Origin of the sequence: Chryseobacterium carnipullorum (assembly GCF_900142785.1) — a bacterium.
GTDB lineage: Bacteria > Bacteroidota > Bacteroidia > Flavobacteriales > Weeksellaceae > Chryseobacterium > Chryseobacterium carnipullorum.
On sequence record NZ_FRCD01000003.1, the window covers coordinates 117,636 to 137,122 of the forward strand.

Annotated in this window: 13 protein-coding genes; 7 read left to right on the forward strand and 6 right to left on the reverse strand. The window is 35.3% G+C overall.

The annotated features are described in order from the left end of the window. Positions 1 to 7: 7 nt before the first annotated feature. From BUC06_RS04445 to rimP, 6 genes are all read right to left on the reverse strand, one after another. Positions 8 to 1,945 (reverse strand): putative porin, encoded by a 1,938-nt coding sequence (locus BUC06_RS04445; protein WP_073330256.1) that lies wholly within the window; start codon positions 1,943 to 1,945, stop codon positions 8 to 10. 137 nt (positions 1,946 to 2,082) lie between these two features. After that, complete coding sequence (locus BUC06_RS04450) at positions 2,083 to 3,534, reverse strand: RagB/SusD family nutrient uptake outer membrane protein (protein WP_073330258.1); 1,452 nt, start codon at positions 3,532 to 3,534, stop codon at positions 2,083 to 2,085. 12 nt (positions 3,535 to 3,546) lie between these two features. Next, the gene (locus BUC06_RS04455; RefSeq protein WP_073330261.1) at positions 3,547 to 6,345 is read right to left on the reverse strand and encodes a SusC/RagA family TonB-linked outer membrane protein; all 2,799 of its coding nucleotides are present in this window, start codon (positions 6,343 to 6,345) and stop codon (positions 3,547 to 3,549) included. 627 nt (positions 6,346 to 6,972) lie between these two features. Continuing rightward, positions 6,973 to 9,942 (reverse strand): translation initiation factor IF-2, encoded by a 2,970-nt coding sequence (infB, locus tag BUC06_RS04460; protein ID WP_073330264.1) that lies wholly within the window; start codon positions 9,940 to 9,942, stop codon positions 6,973 to 6,975. Positions 9,943 to 10,020: 78 nt separating this feature from the next. Beyond that, the gene (gene nusA / locus BUC06_RS04465; RefSeq protein WP_073330266.1) at positions 10,021 to 11,256 is read right to left on the reverse strand and encodes a transcription termination factor NusA; all 1,236 of its coding nucleotides are present in this window, start codon (positions 11,254 to 11,256) and stop codon (positions 10,021 to 10,023) included. A 15-nt stretch (positions 11,257 to 11,271) separates the two neighbouring features. After that, positions 11,272 to 11,739, reverse strand: coding sequence for a ribosome assembly cofactor RimP (gene rimP / locus BUC06_RS04470; protein ID WP_073330269.1), 468 nt, complete (start codon positions 11,737 to 11,739; stop codon positions 11,272 to 11,274). 217 nt (positions 11,740 to 11,956) lie between these two features. Here rimP and BUC06_RS04475 point away from each other — a divergent pair, with 217 nt between their 5' ends. The 7 genes from BUC06_RS04475 to BUC06_RS04505 all read left to right on the forward strand — a co-directional run bounded on the left by BUC06_RS04475 (position 11,957) and on the right by BUC06_RS04505 (position 19,417). Then, positions 11,957 to 13,276, forward strand: a complete 1,320-nt coding sequence (locus BUC06_RS04475; RefSeq protein ID WP_073330272.1) for a UDP-glucose dehydrogenase family protein — start codon at positions 11,957 to 11,959, stop codon at positions 13,274 to 13,276. Positions 13,277 to 13,279: 3 nt separating this feature from the next. Further along, positions 13,280 to 14,359 carry a dTDP-glucose 4,6-dehydratase gene (gene rfbB / locus BUC06_RS04480; protein ID WP_073330275.1) on the forward strand — a complete coding sequence of 360 codons (1,080 nt, stop codon included), beginning with the start codon at positions 13,280 to 13,282 and terminating at the stop codon, positions 14,357 to 14,359. After that, a complete protein-coding gene (locus tag BUC06_RS04485; protein ID WP_139263292.1) occupies positions 14,352 to 16,034 on the forward strand; it encodes a hypothetical protein in 1,683 nt (560 codons plus the stop codon). The genes rfbB and BUC06_RS04485 overlap by 8 nt, the downstream gene beginning before the upstream one ends. Then, positions 16,031 to 16,894: a glucose-1-phosphate thymidylyltransferase RfbA gene (gene rfbA / locus BUC06_RS04490; RefSeq protein WP_073330280.1), complete on the forward strand. Its 864-nt coding sequence runs from the start codon at positions 16,031 to 16,033 to the stop codon at positions 16,892 to 16,894. The genes BUC06_RS04485 and rfbA overlap by 4 nt, the downstream gene beginning before the upstream one ends. A 204-nt stretch (positions 16,895 to 17,098) precedes the next feature. After that, positions 17,099 to 17,512, forward strand: a complete 414-nt coding sequence (locus BUC06_RS04495) for a sugar 3,4-ketoisomerase (protein ID WP_073330283.1) — start codon at positions 17,099 to 17,101, stop codon at positions 17,510 to 17,512. 32 nt (positions 17,513 to 17,544) lie between these two features. Next, the gene (locus BUC06_RS04500; RefSeq protein WP_073330286.1) at positions 17,545 to 18,324 is read left to right on the forward strand and encodes an acyltransferase; all 780 of its coding nucleotides are present in this window, start codon (positions 17,545 to 17,547) and stop codon (positions 18,322 to 18,324) included. Next, entirely contained in the window at positions 18,317 to 19,417 is a 1,101-nt protein-coding gene (locus BUC06_RS04505; protein ID WP_073330289.1) for a DegT/DnrJ/EryC1/StrS family aminotransferase, read from the forward strand. The genes BUC06_RS04500 and BUC06_RS04505 overlap by 8 nt, the downstream gene beginning before the upstream one ends. Positions 19,418 to 19,487: the final 70 nt, after the last annotated feature.

Consider the following 19,487-nt stretch of genomic DNA (forward strand, 5'->3'; position numbering starts at 1 on the left):
TTGGCTTTTAGTTGAACAAATACCACACAATTCCAATGTTTAATCTGAAATCGTACACCGGATAATGTGGAAATGCGTATGCTTTGTTGTTGGAAATCACAGTTCCTATCTGTTGGCCTTCTACATAGAAGAACATTTTTTTAACCTTCATATTGATATAAAGATCGGCGATAGGCTGTCCTCCGATAGAGAATGAATCTGCGTTAGGAAGTATATACTCGTTCAAAATAGGGAAATAATCTCTTGATGCAAATTTCGAAAAATAATAGATCTTTACGCCCATCTGAACTTCTGCAGCGTTTTTAAAGGCCATGCTTTGGAAGAAGAAATTGGCTCTTCCGATGAAACTTGGCATGGGAAGGAGTTCTTTATTCGTCAGTGCATTCTGGAAATGAAGTCTTGTATTAAGGTGGAATTTCCCGAAGCTGAATGTAGCATCACCTCCGATCTGAGAAATATTCAGCGAACTGCTGCTCTGTTGTGGCGCTCCGTCTGCATTGAAATAAGTGTAGTTATCTATTCTGAAATAATTGGCGAAAATTTCTGTCTTGAACCATTTCAGATTAATACTTCCTCCGATCTCTGTTACTGTCTGATTTTTGGCATCTTCAAGATAGTAATTGTATTTGTTGTAAACGGAAGTATTTAAAAGGTAATTAAATGATGGATAAGCACTCTGGAAGTTAACTTTCGCATTCACAAAATAATCTTTTATAGGTTCAAATTTAATATTGTTTGCCGTTCTAAGATAGCTTCCGAACTGGCTTCCATTTGAAAATTCAAGGAAAGATTTCAGCTGGAATTTATCCCAAAGTTTTACCTGAAGATTTCCAACGGCTCCAATTCTGTTTTCTTTTAGTTCACCTGGAAGAGTGACTCCATTAACCGTAGCAATATCTCTCACTCCAAATTTTAACATCTGATAACGTACTCCTCCATCAAGCTTGAATTTTTCATTATTAAAAACAAGACTTACGGTATTACTGAAATTATCTGAATATTTTTTTGTGGTCAGTGGGAAACCGTTCGTCAATTCTGAAACGTTATCATACCAGTAAGATTCTACTGAACTCTGATTATAAAAATATTTGTTTCCCTGATGTGAAAGGGTATGCCTGATGCTGAAAGGAAATTTTTCTGCATTGAATGGGGTAAACTGGTGGGTAAGGTAATATCTTCTGTAGGAATACTGAGAGCTTGACGAAGCCAGATTAACCTGGGCATTCTGTCTGTTTTTATAATTACTGTCCCCGCTCTGGAAAAGATCATCTTCTGTAATTCCTCCACTTTCCTGATTGTTTACATTCTGATGAAGGTAATGGGTAAAGAGTTCATAGTTTCCACTTTTGGAAACATAATGTCCCGAAAATAAAGTATTGTTATTTGAAGCTAAGGAATTTCTATAAAATCCCTGAGAACGGAGTCCCATATATTCAAGGGCAAAGTTGAACCGCTTGCCGATATTCTGTGTGTAGGTAGATTTCAATGCAGCCCCATTCTTCATCGCTGTATGATATATAAAAGTGGCAGTAGGGGTTTTTACGTCATAGTATTTTACATCATCAGCACCAATGATCATATAGGCTTTATTGGAAGGCAGTAAGGACAGATTTTGTTCCGGATTCACCTCATAAACCAATGGATTGAATCCTGCTCCTATATTGGCCACCTGGGCTCTCCCGAAATTGTCGGTGTTATTGTATTGTGAAAAGATGTTGGTCTTATCAAAAGTCATCACCGTATCAAAAATCTTCTTTTCAGAAAACTGGGTCTGATAGAGATAATCATTGATTGTAGGTTTAAAAATTTTCAGAGAATCTTTCTTACCAGAGTCTATGACCAGGGTATCTTCTTCTTTTGGTAAATTTTTAATGTCTGTTTTATTAACGACCTGCGCCTTCGAGACAAAACCGAAGAAGATGATTATAAAGAGGATGTACTTCATGCGTTTATTTATATTGTTCAAAAATGACAGGGCACCTAAAAGATTGCATTGTTCATTTTTGTACAGCAAAAATAAGAAATAAAAGGAAATAAAAACCCCTGCAAAAAGCAGGGGTTAAATTATATGATTATTATTGATTAATAATCTGCATTTTGTTGAATATTCGGGTTTGCCTGAATAGCTGTAATAGGAATTGGCCATTGCCATTTTGTATCTCCAGCCGCAAGTGTTTGCTTACCAGGTACCGTTCCTGTACCATCAAATAAATCTCCTTTACCTGATCTTTGAACAGGAAGATTTAATCTTTTCAACGTATACCATCTGTCATTCTCACAAGCTAATTCCAATCTTCTCTCTTTATAGATCGCATTTAACAAAGCTGTTCCAGTTTCAGCTCCTGGAGTAAAACCACTGTATCTTTGTTGTCTCAGAGAATTAAGTAATGTTAATGCTTTAGTAAAATCTCCTGATTTATATGCCGCTTCAGCTACATTCAAAAGTACTTCAGCTGATCTTAAATATTTAATTGGCACTACATTAGCAGGTCCGCCGTTAGTTGAATATTTTGTGACGTGATTATATGTTTTACCATTGTACGCAGCTGTAGTATAATAAGTTGTTTTTCTAATATCAGTAGTAGGATATGCACTAAACAAATCAAAATCTACAACAAATTCAGATCTGTAACCAGCTCCAAATAATTGATTGTATGCAACTCCAACTGTAACAGCTTCTGTGGCAGAATTTGATATTTGAAATAAAACTCCATCAACACCTGAAGATTTCCAAATACTATTAAAATTTGTTCTCGTAGTAATACTTGGAGAAGCACTCAATGAAAGTTCACCATATTGGATCGTTTTAGCGTAGTCTCCCTTATATAAATATACTCTTGATAACAAACCGTAAACAGCAGCTTTACTAAATCTACCTTTATCTGCATCATTCTGTGTAATATTATCAGCCGCAAACAATAAATCTGCAATAATTTTGTCATAAACCTGAGCCACTGTCAAATTTCTAGACCCAGTTGTATTAGCAGGATCAAATTTTTCTGAGTAATAAATACCAATACTAGAGTTAGCATCTGCCGATTGAGTAGGTATTTTAGAGTATGCTCTCACAATATCAAAATGAACCATTGCTCTAATTGCTCTTGCTTCTGCTTCTGCATTAGCTTTCTGCGTACCAGATAAAACTCCATTATTTACATAATTTAAGACAAAATTAGCTCTACTTATTACAAAATATGCAGCAGAAAACAATCCAGTGGTCTGGCCATTATCTGATGAAAATTCAAAATTAGAAGCAGCAAAATTACTATTTCTTCCTGCAGAACCACGAACTAAATTATCTGAGGTCAGATCTGCCATTATTATCTGATTTCCTGCATCAGAAGTATAGTAGCCTGATGTTTTCATAGCTGTATATGCTCCATCTAAAGCTTGTCTGAATGATTCTGGTCTTGACATTGCTTGGTCAGCAGGCTCATTAATGGAAGAATATTGATCTAAATTTCTATCACATGATGTTAAAGATACGAAAGCAGTTAAAGCTGCAAAACTTATTTTTATTATATTTCTTTTCATAATACGATTACATTAAAATTCTAATTGCATACCTACCATTACAGTTTTAACAGCAGGATAAGTATAAAGATTATATGATCCAGGAACGAACAGTGAAGAAGAGTTCGCTGAACCTAAAGAAACTTCTGGTTCCCCATGAAACTTAGTCGCTGTAAACAAGTTTTGTCCCTGTACATATGCTCTAAGTTTATTAATTGGGAATCCATCACCAAAAAAGCTTTTATCAAATGTATAACCCAAAGTAAGAGATCTCAATCTTAAATAATCTGATTTTTCTACAAACTGATCTGAGCTACGAAGTCCGTTTTCGTCTACTTTTTGGAAAACTCCGGTATCTCCAGGGTTCTGCCAGTAATTAGCAGCAGCCTGCGCTACATTGTATCCTCCAACAGCACTTGTAGGATCAACAGCATTCTGATACATATTATTATAAGTATACCCTCCTAACTTAAATGAGAAGTCAGCGCTAAAATCCAATCCTTTATACTGAACAGTAGTACCAAATCCTCCAAAACTTTTAGGGAAAGGTGATTTATCTGTAAGAGGAACAGCATCAGATGCACTGTAAACATTTGTTACATTACCATTTTTATCATAATATAATGCATCTCCATTACTAGGATCTACTCCAGCAAATCTTACATTATAGAACATGTAAGGAGTTTCTCCAACTTTTAAATAAGTATAACCTAAATTTCTTTCTGTTTGCTCTCCTGCTAGTTTATCTAACTTAGCTTTTTGGAAAGAAATATTAGCATGAAGATTCAAATTGAAATCTTGCTTTTTAAGCACATCTACACTCAATTCCATTTCCAATCCTTTTTGAGTCATGTCTCCAGCGTTGATATACTGATAATATCCACCTTGTTGTTTATCAAAAGGAACCATTTGTACAAAGTCTTTCCTTTTATTCTGATAAACTTCTACTGATCCTCTGATTCTTCTATTCCATATTGAATAATCAATTCCTAAGTTAGTAATGGCATTAGATTCCCATTTCAGATTCTCATTCCCAATAACAAAGTTCCCTCCACTTAAAGTTCCTGGGTACAGCGTAGCACCAGTACCATACAATCCATAGCTTACGTTTGTTACGTTAAAATAATCTGGAAGTGAGCCATCATTTCCAGTAGTTCCGTAAGATGCTCTTAATTTTAGGTCATTAATAAAACCTCCACTTAAGAAATCTTCTTTTGCTATATTCCATGCTGCACTTGCAGACCAGAATATACCACTTTGGTTATTTATTCCGAATCTTGAAGATGCATCTCTTCTAACTGATCCTGTTAACAAATACCTACCAGCATAATCATAATTCACAATACCTGCTAAACTAAATAATGTATTTCGCACTTTAGTTCCTGTGAATGTATTTCTTGCAGAAGGAGTTGTAATTGAAGGCACACTAATTACCGGAGATTTTAACCCATATGCGCTTGCATTCAATGTTTCGTTAAAATTATCATTGTATTCAACAAAACCTAATACATCAAAATTATGTTGACCAAATGATTTTTTATAATTCAATGAGTTATTCCATGTATAATTGAATCCATAGAATGAATTTTTAGCTATTTGACCTGTAGGTACCTGTTGATTAACAGTTAAATCTAGGTTTGACCCTTTCTTCAACCAGCTTGTATTCATGAACCAATCAAAAAGTCCGTTAAAGTTTGTTTTAAACTTCAGTCCATCAATAATTTTGTACTCTGCAAATAAATTAACAGGAATACGTAATCTCTGATCTTGTCTCTTCCATGTACGTATCTGTTCTACAACATTTGAACCAGCACTCATTGTTTGATTATAGCTACCATCTGGATTATATATCGACTCAAATGGTGCATATAAATACATTGCTGCAAAAGGGTTCTGAGTATTGAAAATATCAGAGAAGTTATCAGTAACTTGATATTGTACTCCAAGATTAACCCCTACATTTAATTTTTCACTTAGTTTATTTGTGAAACCAAAATTCCCAGTATATCTATCCAATCCATTTATATCCCTTAGAATACCCGTATCTTTATCATATCCTAATGAATAATAAAATGTATTCTCTTTGGTACCTCCCTGAGCACTAAACAAATAAGATTGAATACTTGAATTTCTCAACAAATCTTTTTGCCAATTGTGATCATTAGCTGCCAAAGTATTTATTTCATCTTGTGTTCTTGGATCAAAGTCCAGGAAACCTAACTGATTTTGAAAATTTAGTAACTCTCTTGAATTCATCATCTTGTAATTATTGTCTTTTAGCTTTTCACTAAAACCAAACTTACTCTCAAATGAATATAACGTTTTACCAGAACGTCCAGATTTAGTAGTTACTACTACTACTCCGTTAGCTCCTCTTGCTCCGTACTGTGCTGTAGCAGCAGCATCTTTAAGAATAGTGATGGACTCAACATCTGCAGGATTGATTGCACTAAACTGTCTAGCAGTCATATACATCCCATTTACTACATAAGTAGGCTCTGATGATCCTCCGACACCAGCAACACCTCTTACTAAAATTGTAGCTACAGAGCCCGGTTGTCCTGTTACACTTTGTACAAACACCCCTGAAGCTCTTCCCTGTAAGGAGTTACCAAGAGAGGTAGTAGGCGTGTTTCGTCTGATCTCATCTCCGCTTACAACTGCCTGAGCCTGATTAATTTCATCTGCTTTTTTTCGCTGATAACCTGTAACTATTACTTCATCAATTTTAGTTTCATTGTTTACAGTATCATTTTTTACAGTTTGTGCGAAAGCAACCTGTCCCAAAAAGAACAGCGCCCCAGCACTTAATACACGTAGTTTAACATTCATATTAACAAATTTTAATATATTTAATTGGCAAATATGTTAATAAATATTAACATTCACAAGTATTATAAAGATATATGTAAAAGCTTTTATATATATGTTGTTTTTAACTATTAAGTGAAATAATAAAGATTAAACAATAATATCTAGCTTTATTTGTATAAATATTTTATTTTCAAGCATGTTATTTTTTTTAACAAATTATTATTAATACAAAAAATATTATTTAGAATCAATACAAATTAAAATAAAATATTAATGAATCGAAAAATAGTTTTATAAAATTTTGATTTTCATGCATTTAGTTCAATAATTACAATATTTTTTTTTTAGAGATTTGTATTTTATAGCTCCCTTATTCTTACGTTTTTAGTAGTCTAATACTATTTAATCCGGCATTAATTATAATGCTTTACTTCGTTATTAACATAATTTATAAAAAAGTTTTAAGAGTGACTTTACTGAAGTAAAAATCTTACTACACAATTATTTCATTTGTATCTTAGGATAATTAATATAAATAAAATAGATCTTATTAACCTACAGCATACTAAGTATTTACAAGAAAAACAATAAAAAAAAAGCCACTTTTTACAAAGTGGCTTTCCTATATCAATAGTTTAAAAACTATTATTTCAATTTCTTCTTAACCGCTACTTGTTCGTAAACTTCAAGAATATCTCCGATTTCAATATCGTTGTAACCTTTCAAGTTCAGACCACATTCATAACCTTTGGTTACTTCTCTTACGTCATCTTTGAAACGCTTCAAGCTTTCCAGTTCCCCGTCAAATTTCACGATACCATCTCTCAGTACTCTTACTTTCGAGCTTCTCGTTACTTTTCCTGAAAGAACCATACATCCTGCGATTGTTCCAACTTTAGAGATTTTGAATACTTCTCTGATCTCAACATTACCCATCACCTGTTCTTTGATTTCAGGAGAAAGCATACCTTCCATGGCTTCTTTCACCTCATCAATAGCAGCATAAATTACGGAGTATGTTCTGATCTCAATTTCTTCTCTATCAGCTAATTCTTTAGCATTAGCACCAGCTCTTACGTTAAATCCGATGATAATCGCATCAGAAGCTGTAGCTAAGTTAACATCAGATTCGGTAATCTGTCCAACTCCTTTATGAAGGATATTCACATTGATCTCTGCAGTAGATAGTCTTTGTAACTGATCCGATAATGCTTCTACGGAACCATCCACGTCACCTTTAAGGATAATGTTCAATTCCTTAAACTCGCCTAATGCGATTCTTCTTCCAAGTTCTTCAAGCGTAGTATGCTTCTTAGTTCTTATCGAAAGTTCTCTCTGTAGTTGTTCTCTCTTATTAGCAATGGTTTTAGCTTCACTTTCGTCTGCGTATACCTTAAATTTATCACCAGCTGTTGGTGCTCCATCTAAACCTAAGATGGTAACAGGAATTGACGGACCAGCTTCTTTAAGGTTTCTTCCTCTTTCATCAAGCATTGCTTTTACTTTACCGTGGTTTTTACCAGCGACTACGTAATCACCAACCTTTAAGGTACCGGTCTGTACTAACATTGTAGCAACATATCCTCTACCTTTATCTAATGAAGCTTCAATAACAACCCCTTGAGCAGCTCTATCCGGATTAGCTTTCAGATCAAGCATTTCTGCCTGAAGTAATACCTTCTCCAATAGAACGTCCATATTGTTACCAAACTTCGCAGAAATCTCCTGTGCCTGAACATTCCCACCCCATTCTTCAACTAAGATGTTCATTCCAGAAAGCTGCTGACGGATATTATCAGGATTTGCACTTGGTCTGTCCACTTTGTTCAATGCAATGATCATTGGCACTCCTGCTGCCTGTGCGTGAGAAATTGCTTCTCTCGTTTGTGGCATTACATCATCATCCGCTGCAATCACAATAATAGCAATATCGGTGATCTGAGCACCTCTGGCTCTCATCGCGGTAAACGCTTCGTGACCCGGTGTATCTAAGAATGTAATTCTCTGTCCGTTTTCTAATTTTACGTTGTATGCTCCAATGTGCTGTGTAATACCTCCTGACTCACCAGCAATAACATTCGTTTTTCTGATGTAGTCAAGTAGAGACGTTTTACCGTGGTCAACGTGACCCATTACCGTTACAATTGGTGCTCTAAAGGATAGATCCTCTTCAGTATCCATATCTTCTTCAGACTCAACTTCTTCCAAATCAGCATCTGAGAATTCAATTTTAAAACCAAATTCATCGGCAACCAATAATAAGGTATCAGCTTCCAGTCTTTGGTTCATTGTTACCATTACTCCCAGTGAGAAACAAGCAGAAATAACTTCTGTAGGAGAAACATTCATCAAACTAGCCAGTTCACCTACTGTGATGAATTCAGTTACTTTTAATGTTCTGTCCTGAGCGTCAATCTCTTGCTGACGTTCGTCCTGTTCTCTACGGTAGGTTCTCTTGTCTTTTCTGTGTTTTGCAGATTTAGACTTACCTCCTTTGTTGGTAAGCTTTTCAAGGGTTTCCTTAATCTGGTTTTTAACCTGCTCGTCAGTAAGCTCAACAGGCATCGTTCTTTGCCCCGGTCTGTTGTTGTTATTGTTTCCACCCGGGCCTTTCTTGAATCCTCCTCCTTGACCTGGTGGACGATTTCCCTGATTGTTTCCAAAACGGTTTCCTCCCGGACCTCCCTGTCCTGGTGGACGGTTTCCTCCTGGGCCTCCTTGTCCTGGTGGACGGTTTCCTCCCGGGCCTCCCTGGCCTTGCGGACGGTTTTGACCTCCTTGGTTATTGTTATTATTTCCAGAGTTTTGATTATTCCCTTGACCTGGTTGGTTCGGACCTCCTGGTTTTTCAATTCTCTTTCTTTTCTTTTTAGCGCCTGAACCAGGTTTTGGTGCAAATTGCGTTAAGTCTATCTTTTCACCTACGATCTTAGGACCATCAAGCTTTTGATAAACAGTTTCTATTTTCTGAGGTTCCTGAGATTCAGGCTCAGCTGGTTTTTGAGGCTCTGCCTTCTTTTCAGCAGCAGGCTCTGGCTGTTTTGGAGTTTCTTTCACAGGTTCTGCCGGTTTTTCCTCTTCTTTTTTCTCCTCCATTTTGGGTTTATCTTTTTTTACAGGTCTATTTCTAGATTCTATTTGGGACAGGTCAATTTTATCCAGAACTTTGAATTCCTGCTTTTCAGGAGCAGCTTTAACTTCCGGTTCAGCCACAACTTCTTCTTTCTTCTCTTCAACCTTAGCCACGACAGGCTCTGGTACTGGTGTTGGTGCAACAGGCACCTCTTCAACTTCAGGGGCTTTAGGTTCAAGATCAATCTTACCTAAAATCTTAGTTTCTGGTTTATTTGCTTTAGCTCTTATTACTTCAGGGGTTTTCTTTTCCTCAATTTCCAGTTTTTCTTCCGGAACTTTCGTGATCACCACCTCATGGGAAGCCTTTCTTTGTTCACCGTCTTTGGCAAACTCAGCCTCCAATGCAGAATATGCCGCTTCTTCTAATTGAGCGTTAGGATTATTTTCAACCTCGAAATCCTTGGACTGTAAAAACTCTACCAATCTAGACATCGAAATGTTGAATTCCTTAACCGCTTTATTTAATCTTATTTTTGGCATCTATATTATTTACTATTTTTTTTAATTCTTAAAATTAAAGTATTTCTTTTTTACTGTTTATTAAAATTTATTAAAATCTTAATCTTCAAATTCTTCTTTTAGAATACGCTTTACATCTTCGATGGTTTCCTCTTCAAGGTCTACCATATTTAAAAGACTTTCAGTATCCTTATCCAGTACTGATTTCGCAGTAGTAAGACCTACTTTCTTAAATTCATCCAAAATCCACTGCTCGATATCATCATTAAATTCTCTCAAATCAACGTCGTCATCTTCGCTAGCTTCTCTATATACATCAATTTCATATCCTGTCAACCAAGAAGCCAGTCTGATATTCTGACCTTGTTTTCCGATTACTTTGGAAATCTCTTCAACCGGTGTATAAACTAAAGCATAGTTTGAATCCTCGTTGATATCAATTTTATTAATGGTTACATTTCCTAAAGCTCTCTTAACCAAAATTTCAGGGTTTTTAGACCACTGAATAACATCGATGTTTTCATTTCTCAACTCTCTTACTACTCCATGAATTCTGGATCCCTTCACCCCCACACAGGCTCCTACAGGATCTATTCTGTCATCGTAAGCATCTACTGCGATCTTCGCCTTTTCGCCAGGAATTCTCACTACTTTTTTAAGCATAATGGTTCCGTCCTGGATTTCAGGAATTTCCAGCTCTAATAATTTCTCTAGGAATTTAGGTGCAGTTCTGGAAATAATAATTTGCGGTTTTGAACCTTTAAAATCTACTGTTTCAACAATAGCTCTGATATTTTCGCCTTTTTTAAAGAAATCGGACGGGATCTGGTTTTCTTTTGGTAAAATAAATTCATTCTCTTCATCATCCAACAGGATCACATGTTTGTGACGGATGTGATGAATCTCTCCAATAACAATTTCCCCGATTTTGTCCCTGAACTGCTCATAAAGCATTGCATTATTATGCTCCTGAAGTTTTGTAGCCAGGATTTGCTTTAAAGTAAGGATATTTCTTCTTCCCAATTGGGCAACAGGAATTTCCATTGTAAAATCTTCCCCTACTTCAAAAGTAGGATCAATTTTCTTTGCTTCAGAAAGTTCGATTTCCAGATCATCATCTTCAGACATCTCGTCCTCTACAATCGTTTTATTTAAAAATATCTGAAAATCTCCTTTATCAGGGTTTACAATGACATCAAAATGATCATCTGAATCAAATCTTTTTCTCAAAAGAGTCTTCAGTGAATCTTCAATAATCGCCATAAGATCGATCTTACTGATCCCCTTTTCGTCTTTAAAATCACCAAAGGATTCAATCAACGCTATATTATCCATCTATTCTTTTTTCTTTTAAAATTTAATTACTACTAACGCCTTTTTTATCTCAGAGTAAGGAATTTCTTTTTCCTCCTCCACATCCACTTTTCCTTTTCCGACCTCTTTCGGTTTTCGGTAGCGTAAAACAAGTGTGATTTTTTCATCATCCACTTTTACCAGTTCGCCTTCAATTTTGGTAGAATCATTCAGTAAAACTTCAATTTCTCTTCCAAAATTTTTCTTAAACTGTCTGGGAGCCGACAGAGGCTCACTCAATCCTGCAGACATCACCTGAAGGCTGAAGTCATGCTCTTCACGATCCATATTAAACTCTATGGCACGGCTTGCATCAAGGCAGTCCTGAAGAGTCACCCCATTATCACCATCCAAGATTACTGTGATATCATCTCCTGCAGAAATCTTAAGATCAACAAGAAACAAATCCTCTCTGGTATCAAGGAATTCGTTTAATAATTCTTCAATTCTTTTTCTAAACTCCATACATTAATTATCTTGATTTACCAGTACGAAAAAAGGCTTTCTTCCGAAGCCTTTTCATTTTTTCCTGTAAATCCTCTGCAAATATACGCATTTTTTCTAAAAAAGCAAAATCTACTTAGTTATCAAGTAAATACCTTATAATTTTTATTAAAGCAAATTAAAGAAGCAGGTGAAAGTATTTTTATTATTTTTGTCCTAAAATTTAAAAACATACATTTTGAATATAACAATTGTAGGAACAGGTTATGTAGGGCTGGTTACAGGTACTACCCTGGCAGAACTTGGCAATTCAGTTTACTGTGTTGATATTGATGAAAAGAAAGTAGAAGGTATGAAAAACGGCATTGTTCCCATCTATGAGCCGAACCTTGAAGAAATGTTTTTAAGAAACATTCAATCTGAAAGATTATTTTTCACCACCAATCTTAAGGAAGCTCTGGATAAAAGTGAAGTCATTTATCTTGCACTGCCAACACCTCCGGGTGAGGATGGCTCTGCAGATCTTTCATATGTCATTCAGGTTGCCAATAACATTGGAGAAATGATGACTGAATACAAAGTAATTGTCAATAAAAGCACCGTTCCTGTAGGAACAGCAGATAAAGTCAGAGAAGTAATTGCTTCCAAAACAAACATCCCTTTTGATGTCGTTTCAAACCCTGAATTTTTAAGAGAAGGCTTTGCAGTGGAAGATTCTATGAATCCTTCAAGAGTCGTTGTGGGGGCAAGCTCCGAAAAAGCAAAAAACATCATGGCTCAGATTTATCAACCCTTTACCAATACGGGAATCCCTATCATCTTTATGGATGAGAAGTCATCAGAGCTTACAAAATATGCATCCAACTCATTCTTAGCAGTAAAGATTACGTTCATGAATGAAATTGCCAATTACTGTGAAAAAGTAGGAGCTGATGTAGACAAAGTAAGACTTGGAATGGGAAGTGATGATAGAATTGGGCAACGATTTCTTTTCCCGGGAATTGGATATGGAGGAAGCTGTTTTCCTAAAGATGTAAAAGCGCTTATCAAGTCCGGAATACAGGAAGATTTCAATTTTCAGATTCTTGAGGCTACTGAAAGAGTAAATACCGCTCAAAAAGTAATTCTGGTTTCAGAGATTGAAAAATATTTCGGAGGAAATATCAAAGGAAAAAAAATCGCCATGTGGGGGCTAGCCTTCAAAGCCAACACAGATGATATTCGCGAAGCATCTTCTTTGGACAATATTGCCCTTTTATTGGAAAAGGGCGCAGAAATTGCTGCGTATGATTCGGTAGCGGAAAGTAATGTAAAGAAAATCCTTGGGGATAAAATTCATTACGCAAAAGGAATGTATGATGCACTGGAAGATGCAGACGCGTTGTTTATCGCTACAGAATGGCCTGAGTTTAAGAATCCTAATTTTGAACTGATGGCAAAAAAAATGAAAAACAAAGTCATTTTTGACGGAAGAAATATGTATCCTCTGGAGACTCCAGAACAAAATGGATTCCATTATAAAAGTATAGGAAGAAAAACAATAGAAAATAGAAATTAACAGATGAAAAATATAATCATTACTGGAGGAGCCGGCTTTATAGGCTCTCATGTAGTTAGAGAATTTGTGAACAATAATCCGGAAACTACGATCATTAACCTAGACGCCCTTACTTACGCGGGAAATTTAGAAAACCTGAAGGACATTGAAAACGAGCCCAATTATGTTTTCGAAAAGGCAGATATTACAAAGCCTGAAGAATTAAGAAAAGTTTTTGAAAAATATAATCCTGACGCTGTAGTACATCTTGCAGCAGAAAGCCACGTAGACAGAAGTATTACAGACCCAATGGCTTTTATTAATACGAATGTGAACGGGACGGCTAATCTACTTAACTTATGTAAAGAATTCTGGATATTAAATCCAGATCATACCCACGGAAGATTCCCTAACGAGAAAAGAAGTAATTTGTTCTATCATGTTTCTACAGACGAGGTATATGGAAGTCTTGGTGAAACGGGATTCTTTTTAGAAACAACTGCCTACGACCCTCAATCTCCATACTCTGCTTCGAAGGCTGCCTCAGACCACTTGGTAAGAGCATATGGAAATACCTATGGAATGCCATTTATAGTTTCCAATTGCTCCAATAACTATGGCCCCAATCACTTTCCTGAGAAACTGATTCCGCTTTGTATCTCTAATATTATCAACGAAAGACCATTGCCAATTTATGGTGATGGAAAATATACAAGAGACTGGTTATATGTTATAGACCACGCAAAAGCGATCCATCAGATATTTAATGACGCAAAAACCGGTGAAACATACAATATCGGAGGTTTCAATGAATGGCAGAATATTGACCTTGTCAAAGAACTGATCAAACAAATGGATGAAAAACTTGGAAAACCTGAAGGTTATTCTGAAAAACTAATCACATTCGTAAAAGACAGACCCGGACATGACAAAAGATATGCTATCGATGCAGATAAACTTAATAAAAATTTAGGATGGAAGCCATCCGTAACTTTTGAAGAAGGTTTAGGAAAAACGATCGACTGGTACCTTGAGAACAAAGAGTGGCTTGAGAATGTAACCAGTGGCGACTACCAAAAGTATTATAATTCACAGTATGAATAATATTTTAAACTTCGAATTAAATAAAATTTTAACACCCCGATTTTATCTCGTTTTTGCAATAATAACTATTATTTGTATTATTTTGAATGTTGAAATAATGGTAAATGATGACACATATGTCTATTTCAACTATGCTAAAAATTTTGTCAACGGTAATTATTTTGCATATGACTCAAGAAAAATTCCAAGTGAAGGATTTACAAGTTTAATCTACCTTTTACTCCTCATTCCTTTCGAGTACATAAAATTTCCATTACCAGTTGCTGGTTTTTTTATCAACTCCACTGCTCTAATTTTATCTGGATTTTTTTTACTAAAAGCAATAAACTTAAATACCAGCAAAAAAAGCAATGGTGTTTTGGCAGCTATCCTTTTCGTAAGCTTTTGCTTTATTGACAAAAATATCACAGGAATCATTGGATGGACTTTTGAGACCCTACTAAATCTGCTTTGTTTTTTAATAATGATCTATGGTTGTGTACGGATAAAAACCTCTCAGAAGGGAACATTATTATTATTTATTATTTATTTTATTTCTATCTTAATAAGACCTGAAAACATTGTTATATTCTCCCCTTTTTTACTCTATGTATTGCTAATTTTTGCAGATAAAATAAAATACATAAGACATTTTATTTACTTTCTTAGTGTATTTATTGCCTATCTTCTGGTTAAATATTTAATATTTGGTGATATTTTTCCTACTGGTTTCTACCGGAAAATGAGCAGTCCGGGATTGCTTAACAAGGATGGCATTTTATATGTAAAAGATTTTTTACTGGAGTATAAGTTTCATATTATATTTATTATTGTAGCAACAATCGGTTTTAAGATTCTAAAAAAAGACGAAAAATTTATTGATAAAAATATAATAATCTCTTCAGTTATTATCTGTTTTGTGACCATCCTGTTCTTTCTTAAAAGCAATCCACTTATTGGTGTTCATTTCCGCTACCTGATTAATATTATTGGAATGATTTATATTCTGATGTCATTCATTATTATCCAGATATTTTCAAATAAAAGAGGTGTCCTGCTTGCAGGTATTGCTATTTTACAGATCGGTAAGACTTCAGCTAATGTAAGAAATAATATTTTTTCATTTATTCCAGATACAGAGACTCAAATTAATCAACATAAATACATTCAGCTAGGAAAATATTTTAACGAAAATATTAAAAACCCTGGCGATATTTATTTTGCATTTGGAGACGCAGGGGCAATTCCTTATTCATTCTCTTGTAAATTTATCGATCTGAATGGTCTCTCTGAACCTTATTTGGCAAAATTAGTATCAAACAAGAATAGCTCTTTAAAAACAGAACTATATATAAGATATCTTAATAAATATAAGCCAGATATTATTGTCATACTAAACGGAGAAGAAAATCAGAAAAACCCTGTATTATTACACGGTCCACTACAAAAGCCCGATGAATATCGCTCTTTCTTAAAAAATCTATCTGAAAACGGATATTTATATGGAGGAACAATTAAGGCATATTATAAACTCCATATTGCGCTGAACAAAAATTCTAAAAATTTTGAAGAGCTATCAAATGCTTTGAAAAAATACAGCCAATATGAAAATCTTTCAGATCGCAATGGCAGATTTATCATAAATTTTGATGCAGGAAATATCCAATTCAATAGTATAAATACAAACTTAAAATGAAAGGAATCATATTAGCCGGAGGATCCGGAACAAGACTTTACCCTCTTACAATCGCAGTAAGCAAGCAGCTTATGCCTGTTTATGACAAACCAATGATCTATTATCCCCTATCAACGTTGCTACTGGCAGGGATCAAAGATATTTTGATCATCACAACGCCCCATGACCAGCCAGGGTTTATTAAGCTTTTAGGTGACGGATCTCAGATCGGATGTAACATAGAATATGTTGTACAACCAAGTCCAGACGGACTGGCTCAGGCTTTCATTTTAGGTGACACTTTCATCGGAAATGATCCTGTTGCCCTTGTTTTAGGAGACAATATATTCTACGGTTCTGAAATGGGCACCTTGCTTAAAAATAAAACCAATCCACAGGGTGGTGTTGTTTTCGCCTACCACGTATCTGACCCGGAAAGATACGGTGTTGTAGAATTTGACAATGATTTTAAGGCTATTTCTATAGAAGAAAAACCTTTAAATCCAAAATCAAACTATGCAGTTCCAGGGCTTTATTTTTATGATAATGAGGTTGTGGAAATAGCAAAAAATATTCAACCCTCCCCAAGAGGAGAGCTTGAAATCACGGACGTCAACAACGTTTATTTAAGCAAAGATAAGCTTGAGGTAGGTGTTCTTGACAGAGGTACTGCCTGGCTGGATACTGGAACTTTTGATTCTCTGCATGATGCTTCTGAATTTGTAAGCGTTATTGAAAAAAGACAGGGTTTCAAAATCGGATGTATAGAAGAAATTGCCTTCAGAAACAAATTTATCAACGAAGAAAAGCTACTGGAAACTGCCGAAAAATATGGAAAAAGCGGTTACGGTGAATACCTTAAACAACTCGTCAAAAAATAGCATTATAGTATTTATAAATTTCAACAACTATTGGCTTTACAGCCGATAGTTGTTAATATAAAACATTCTATTCCTTTATTGTAATCTGAAGCAGATATTTTGTTGTGGATTTTTATACAAAGTTATATAATAATAACAGGCTTCTTCCGATAGTAATTTTATAATTAACTTTGGGGACTTTAAAGAACTTTTTTAGAAACATTAATGGAATACAATACACCACAAATCGTTACATTTGACAAAATAGGATCATCACAACTTGGCTACATTACGATAGCAGAGACGCAGAAGAATGTTCCTTTTGAAATACAACGTGTCTACTGGACCTACTATACGCCTCATGATGTAACGAGAGGCGGCCATGCCCATAAGGAACTGCAGCAGATGATATTTGCTGTTTCCGGGACCATTATCTTTAATACGGAAGACGAGAATGGCAAAAAAGAGACCTTTACTTTAGATCATCCTACAAAAGGCTTATATATTCCAAAACTCGTATGGCGAGACATTCAGTTCTCACATAATGCTGTACTGTTGTGTCTGGCTTCAGAAATATATGATGAAGAAGACTACTTTAGAGATTATGAAGAATTTAAAAAAATTACAGCCCAAAAGTAAAGAAGTCAGAAATCATAATACCTAAAAAATATATGAAATTCAATAATAGGAATGTATATATCAGTGAAAAAGCCAAAATAGGCAAAAATGTCAGAATAGGCGACAATACTGTTATATATGACAATGTGATCATCGGTGATAATTCTATTATCTGTAACGACTGTGTGATAGGAGAACCTGTAAATGATTACTATTTTACCAGCAGTTACGAAAACCCTGAAACCCTTTTAAAAGAAGGTGCTTTTATCAGAAGCCATAGTATAATTTATGCAGGTTCTGTTTTTGGGGAAAATTTTTCTACAGGACATCGTGTAACCATACGAGAACATTCAAAATTTGGAAACAACTGCAGAATTGGAACTGTTTCAGATATTCAGGGATATGTAGAATTTGGAAACAATTGCTGGTTGCACAGCAATGTGCATATAGGACAGCAATCTAAAATTGGAAATTTTGTCTTTATTTATCCTTATGCTGTTTTCACCAATGATCCCACCCCTCCTTCAGACACCTGTATTGGTCCTACTGTTGGAGATTTCTCACAAATTGCCGTGGGTACAGTTCTTTTACCAGCTGCCGAGATCGGAAAGCATTGTTTAGTGGGAGCCCAGTCCCTAGTAGGTGGGAAATATGATGATTATTCTTTAATTATTGGAAATCCCGCAAAAAAGATCAAGGATGTAAGAGAGCTTAAATCCAGAAATGCAGATAAGTCTCACTATCCATGGCCTTATAGTTTTTCAAGAAATATGCCTTGGGAACATGAAGGTTTTGAAAATTGGAAATTAAAAAACGGTTACGAAAATGATTAACTTTTTAGATCTAAAAAAAATAAACCTAACGTATCAGGAAGAAATTGAAGATAAACTTTTAAGTGTCTTCAGAAGTGGCTGGTATCTTTTGGGAAATGAACTCAAAAACTTTGAAACCAACCTGGCTTCATACATCGGTTCTGAATATGCCTTGGGTGTAGCCAACGGTCTGGATGCCCTTCGTCTGATTTTCCGCGCTTATATTCAATTAGGTATAATGAAAGCAGGAGATGAAGTTATTGTTCCTGCCAATACATATATCGCTTCAGTTCTGGCTTTATCTGACAATGGACTAATTCCTGTATTTGTAGAGCCTGATGTCAACACTTATAATATTGACATTACAAAAATTGAAGAAAAAATAAGTTCAAAAACAAAAGCAATACTCATCGTGCATCTTCAGGGAAGAATTGTCTTTTCCGAAGAACTTAAAAATATTGCCGAAAAATATCATCTAAAAATAGTAGAAGACAACGCTCAAGCGATCGGAGCTGAATGGAATGGTATAAAATCAGGAAATCTTGGTGATGCTGCTGGATTCAGCTTCTACCCAGGTAAAAACCTAGGAGCCTTGGGCGATGCCGGAGCAGTGACTACAAATGATAAGGAACTTTTTGAAACCATTCGTGCGGTAGCAAATTACGGATCAAATCAGAAATATGTGAACATTTATAAAGGATTAAATTCCAGGCTGGATGAAATTCAGGCAGCTGTATTAGATGTAAAGCTAAAGTATATTGGTCACGAAAATGGAACCAGAAGAGAAATCGCTAAAAGATTTATCTCAGAAATCAATAATCCAAAGATTATCCTTCCTGCAAATCCTGCAGATGAAAACGAGCACGTATGGCATGTTTTTGTGATAAGAACCGAAAAAAGAGATGAACTTCAAGCTTATTTAACGGAAAAAGGTATTCACACCATCATACACTATCCTATACCTCCTCATAAGCAGGAAGCATATAAGGAATATAATGACCTTTCATTCCCTATCACCGAAAAAATGCATGATCAAGTATTGAGTCTTCCTATTTCATCGGTTTTAGAAGAAGAAGAAATCCAGACTATCATTAAAGCTGTCAATGATTTTTAAATCAGAAATGCATAATTAAATCCCCATTTTATGTATAAAAAACAGCTATGCGACTATTTCACATAAATGG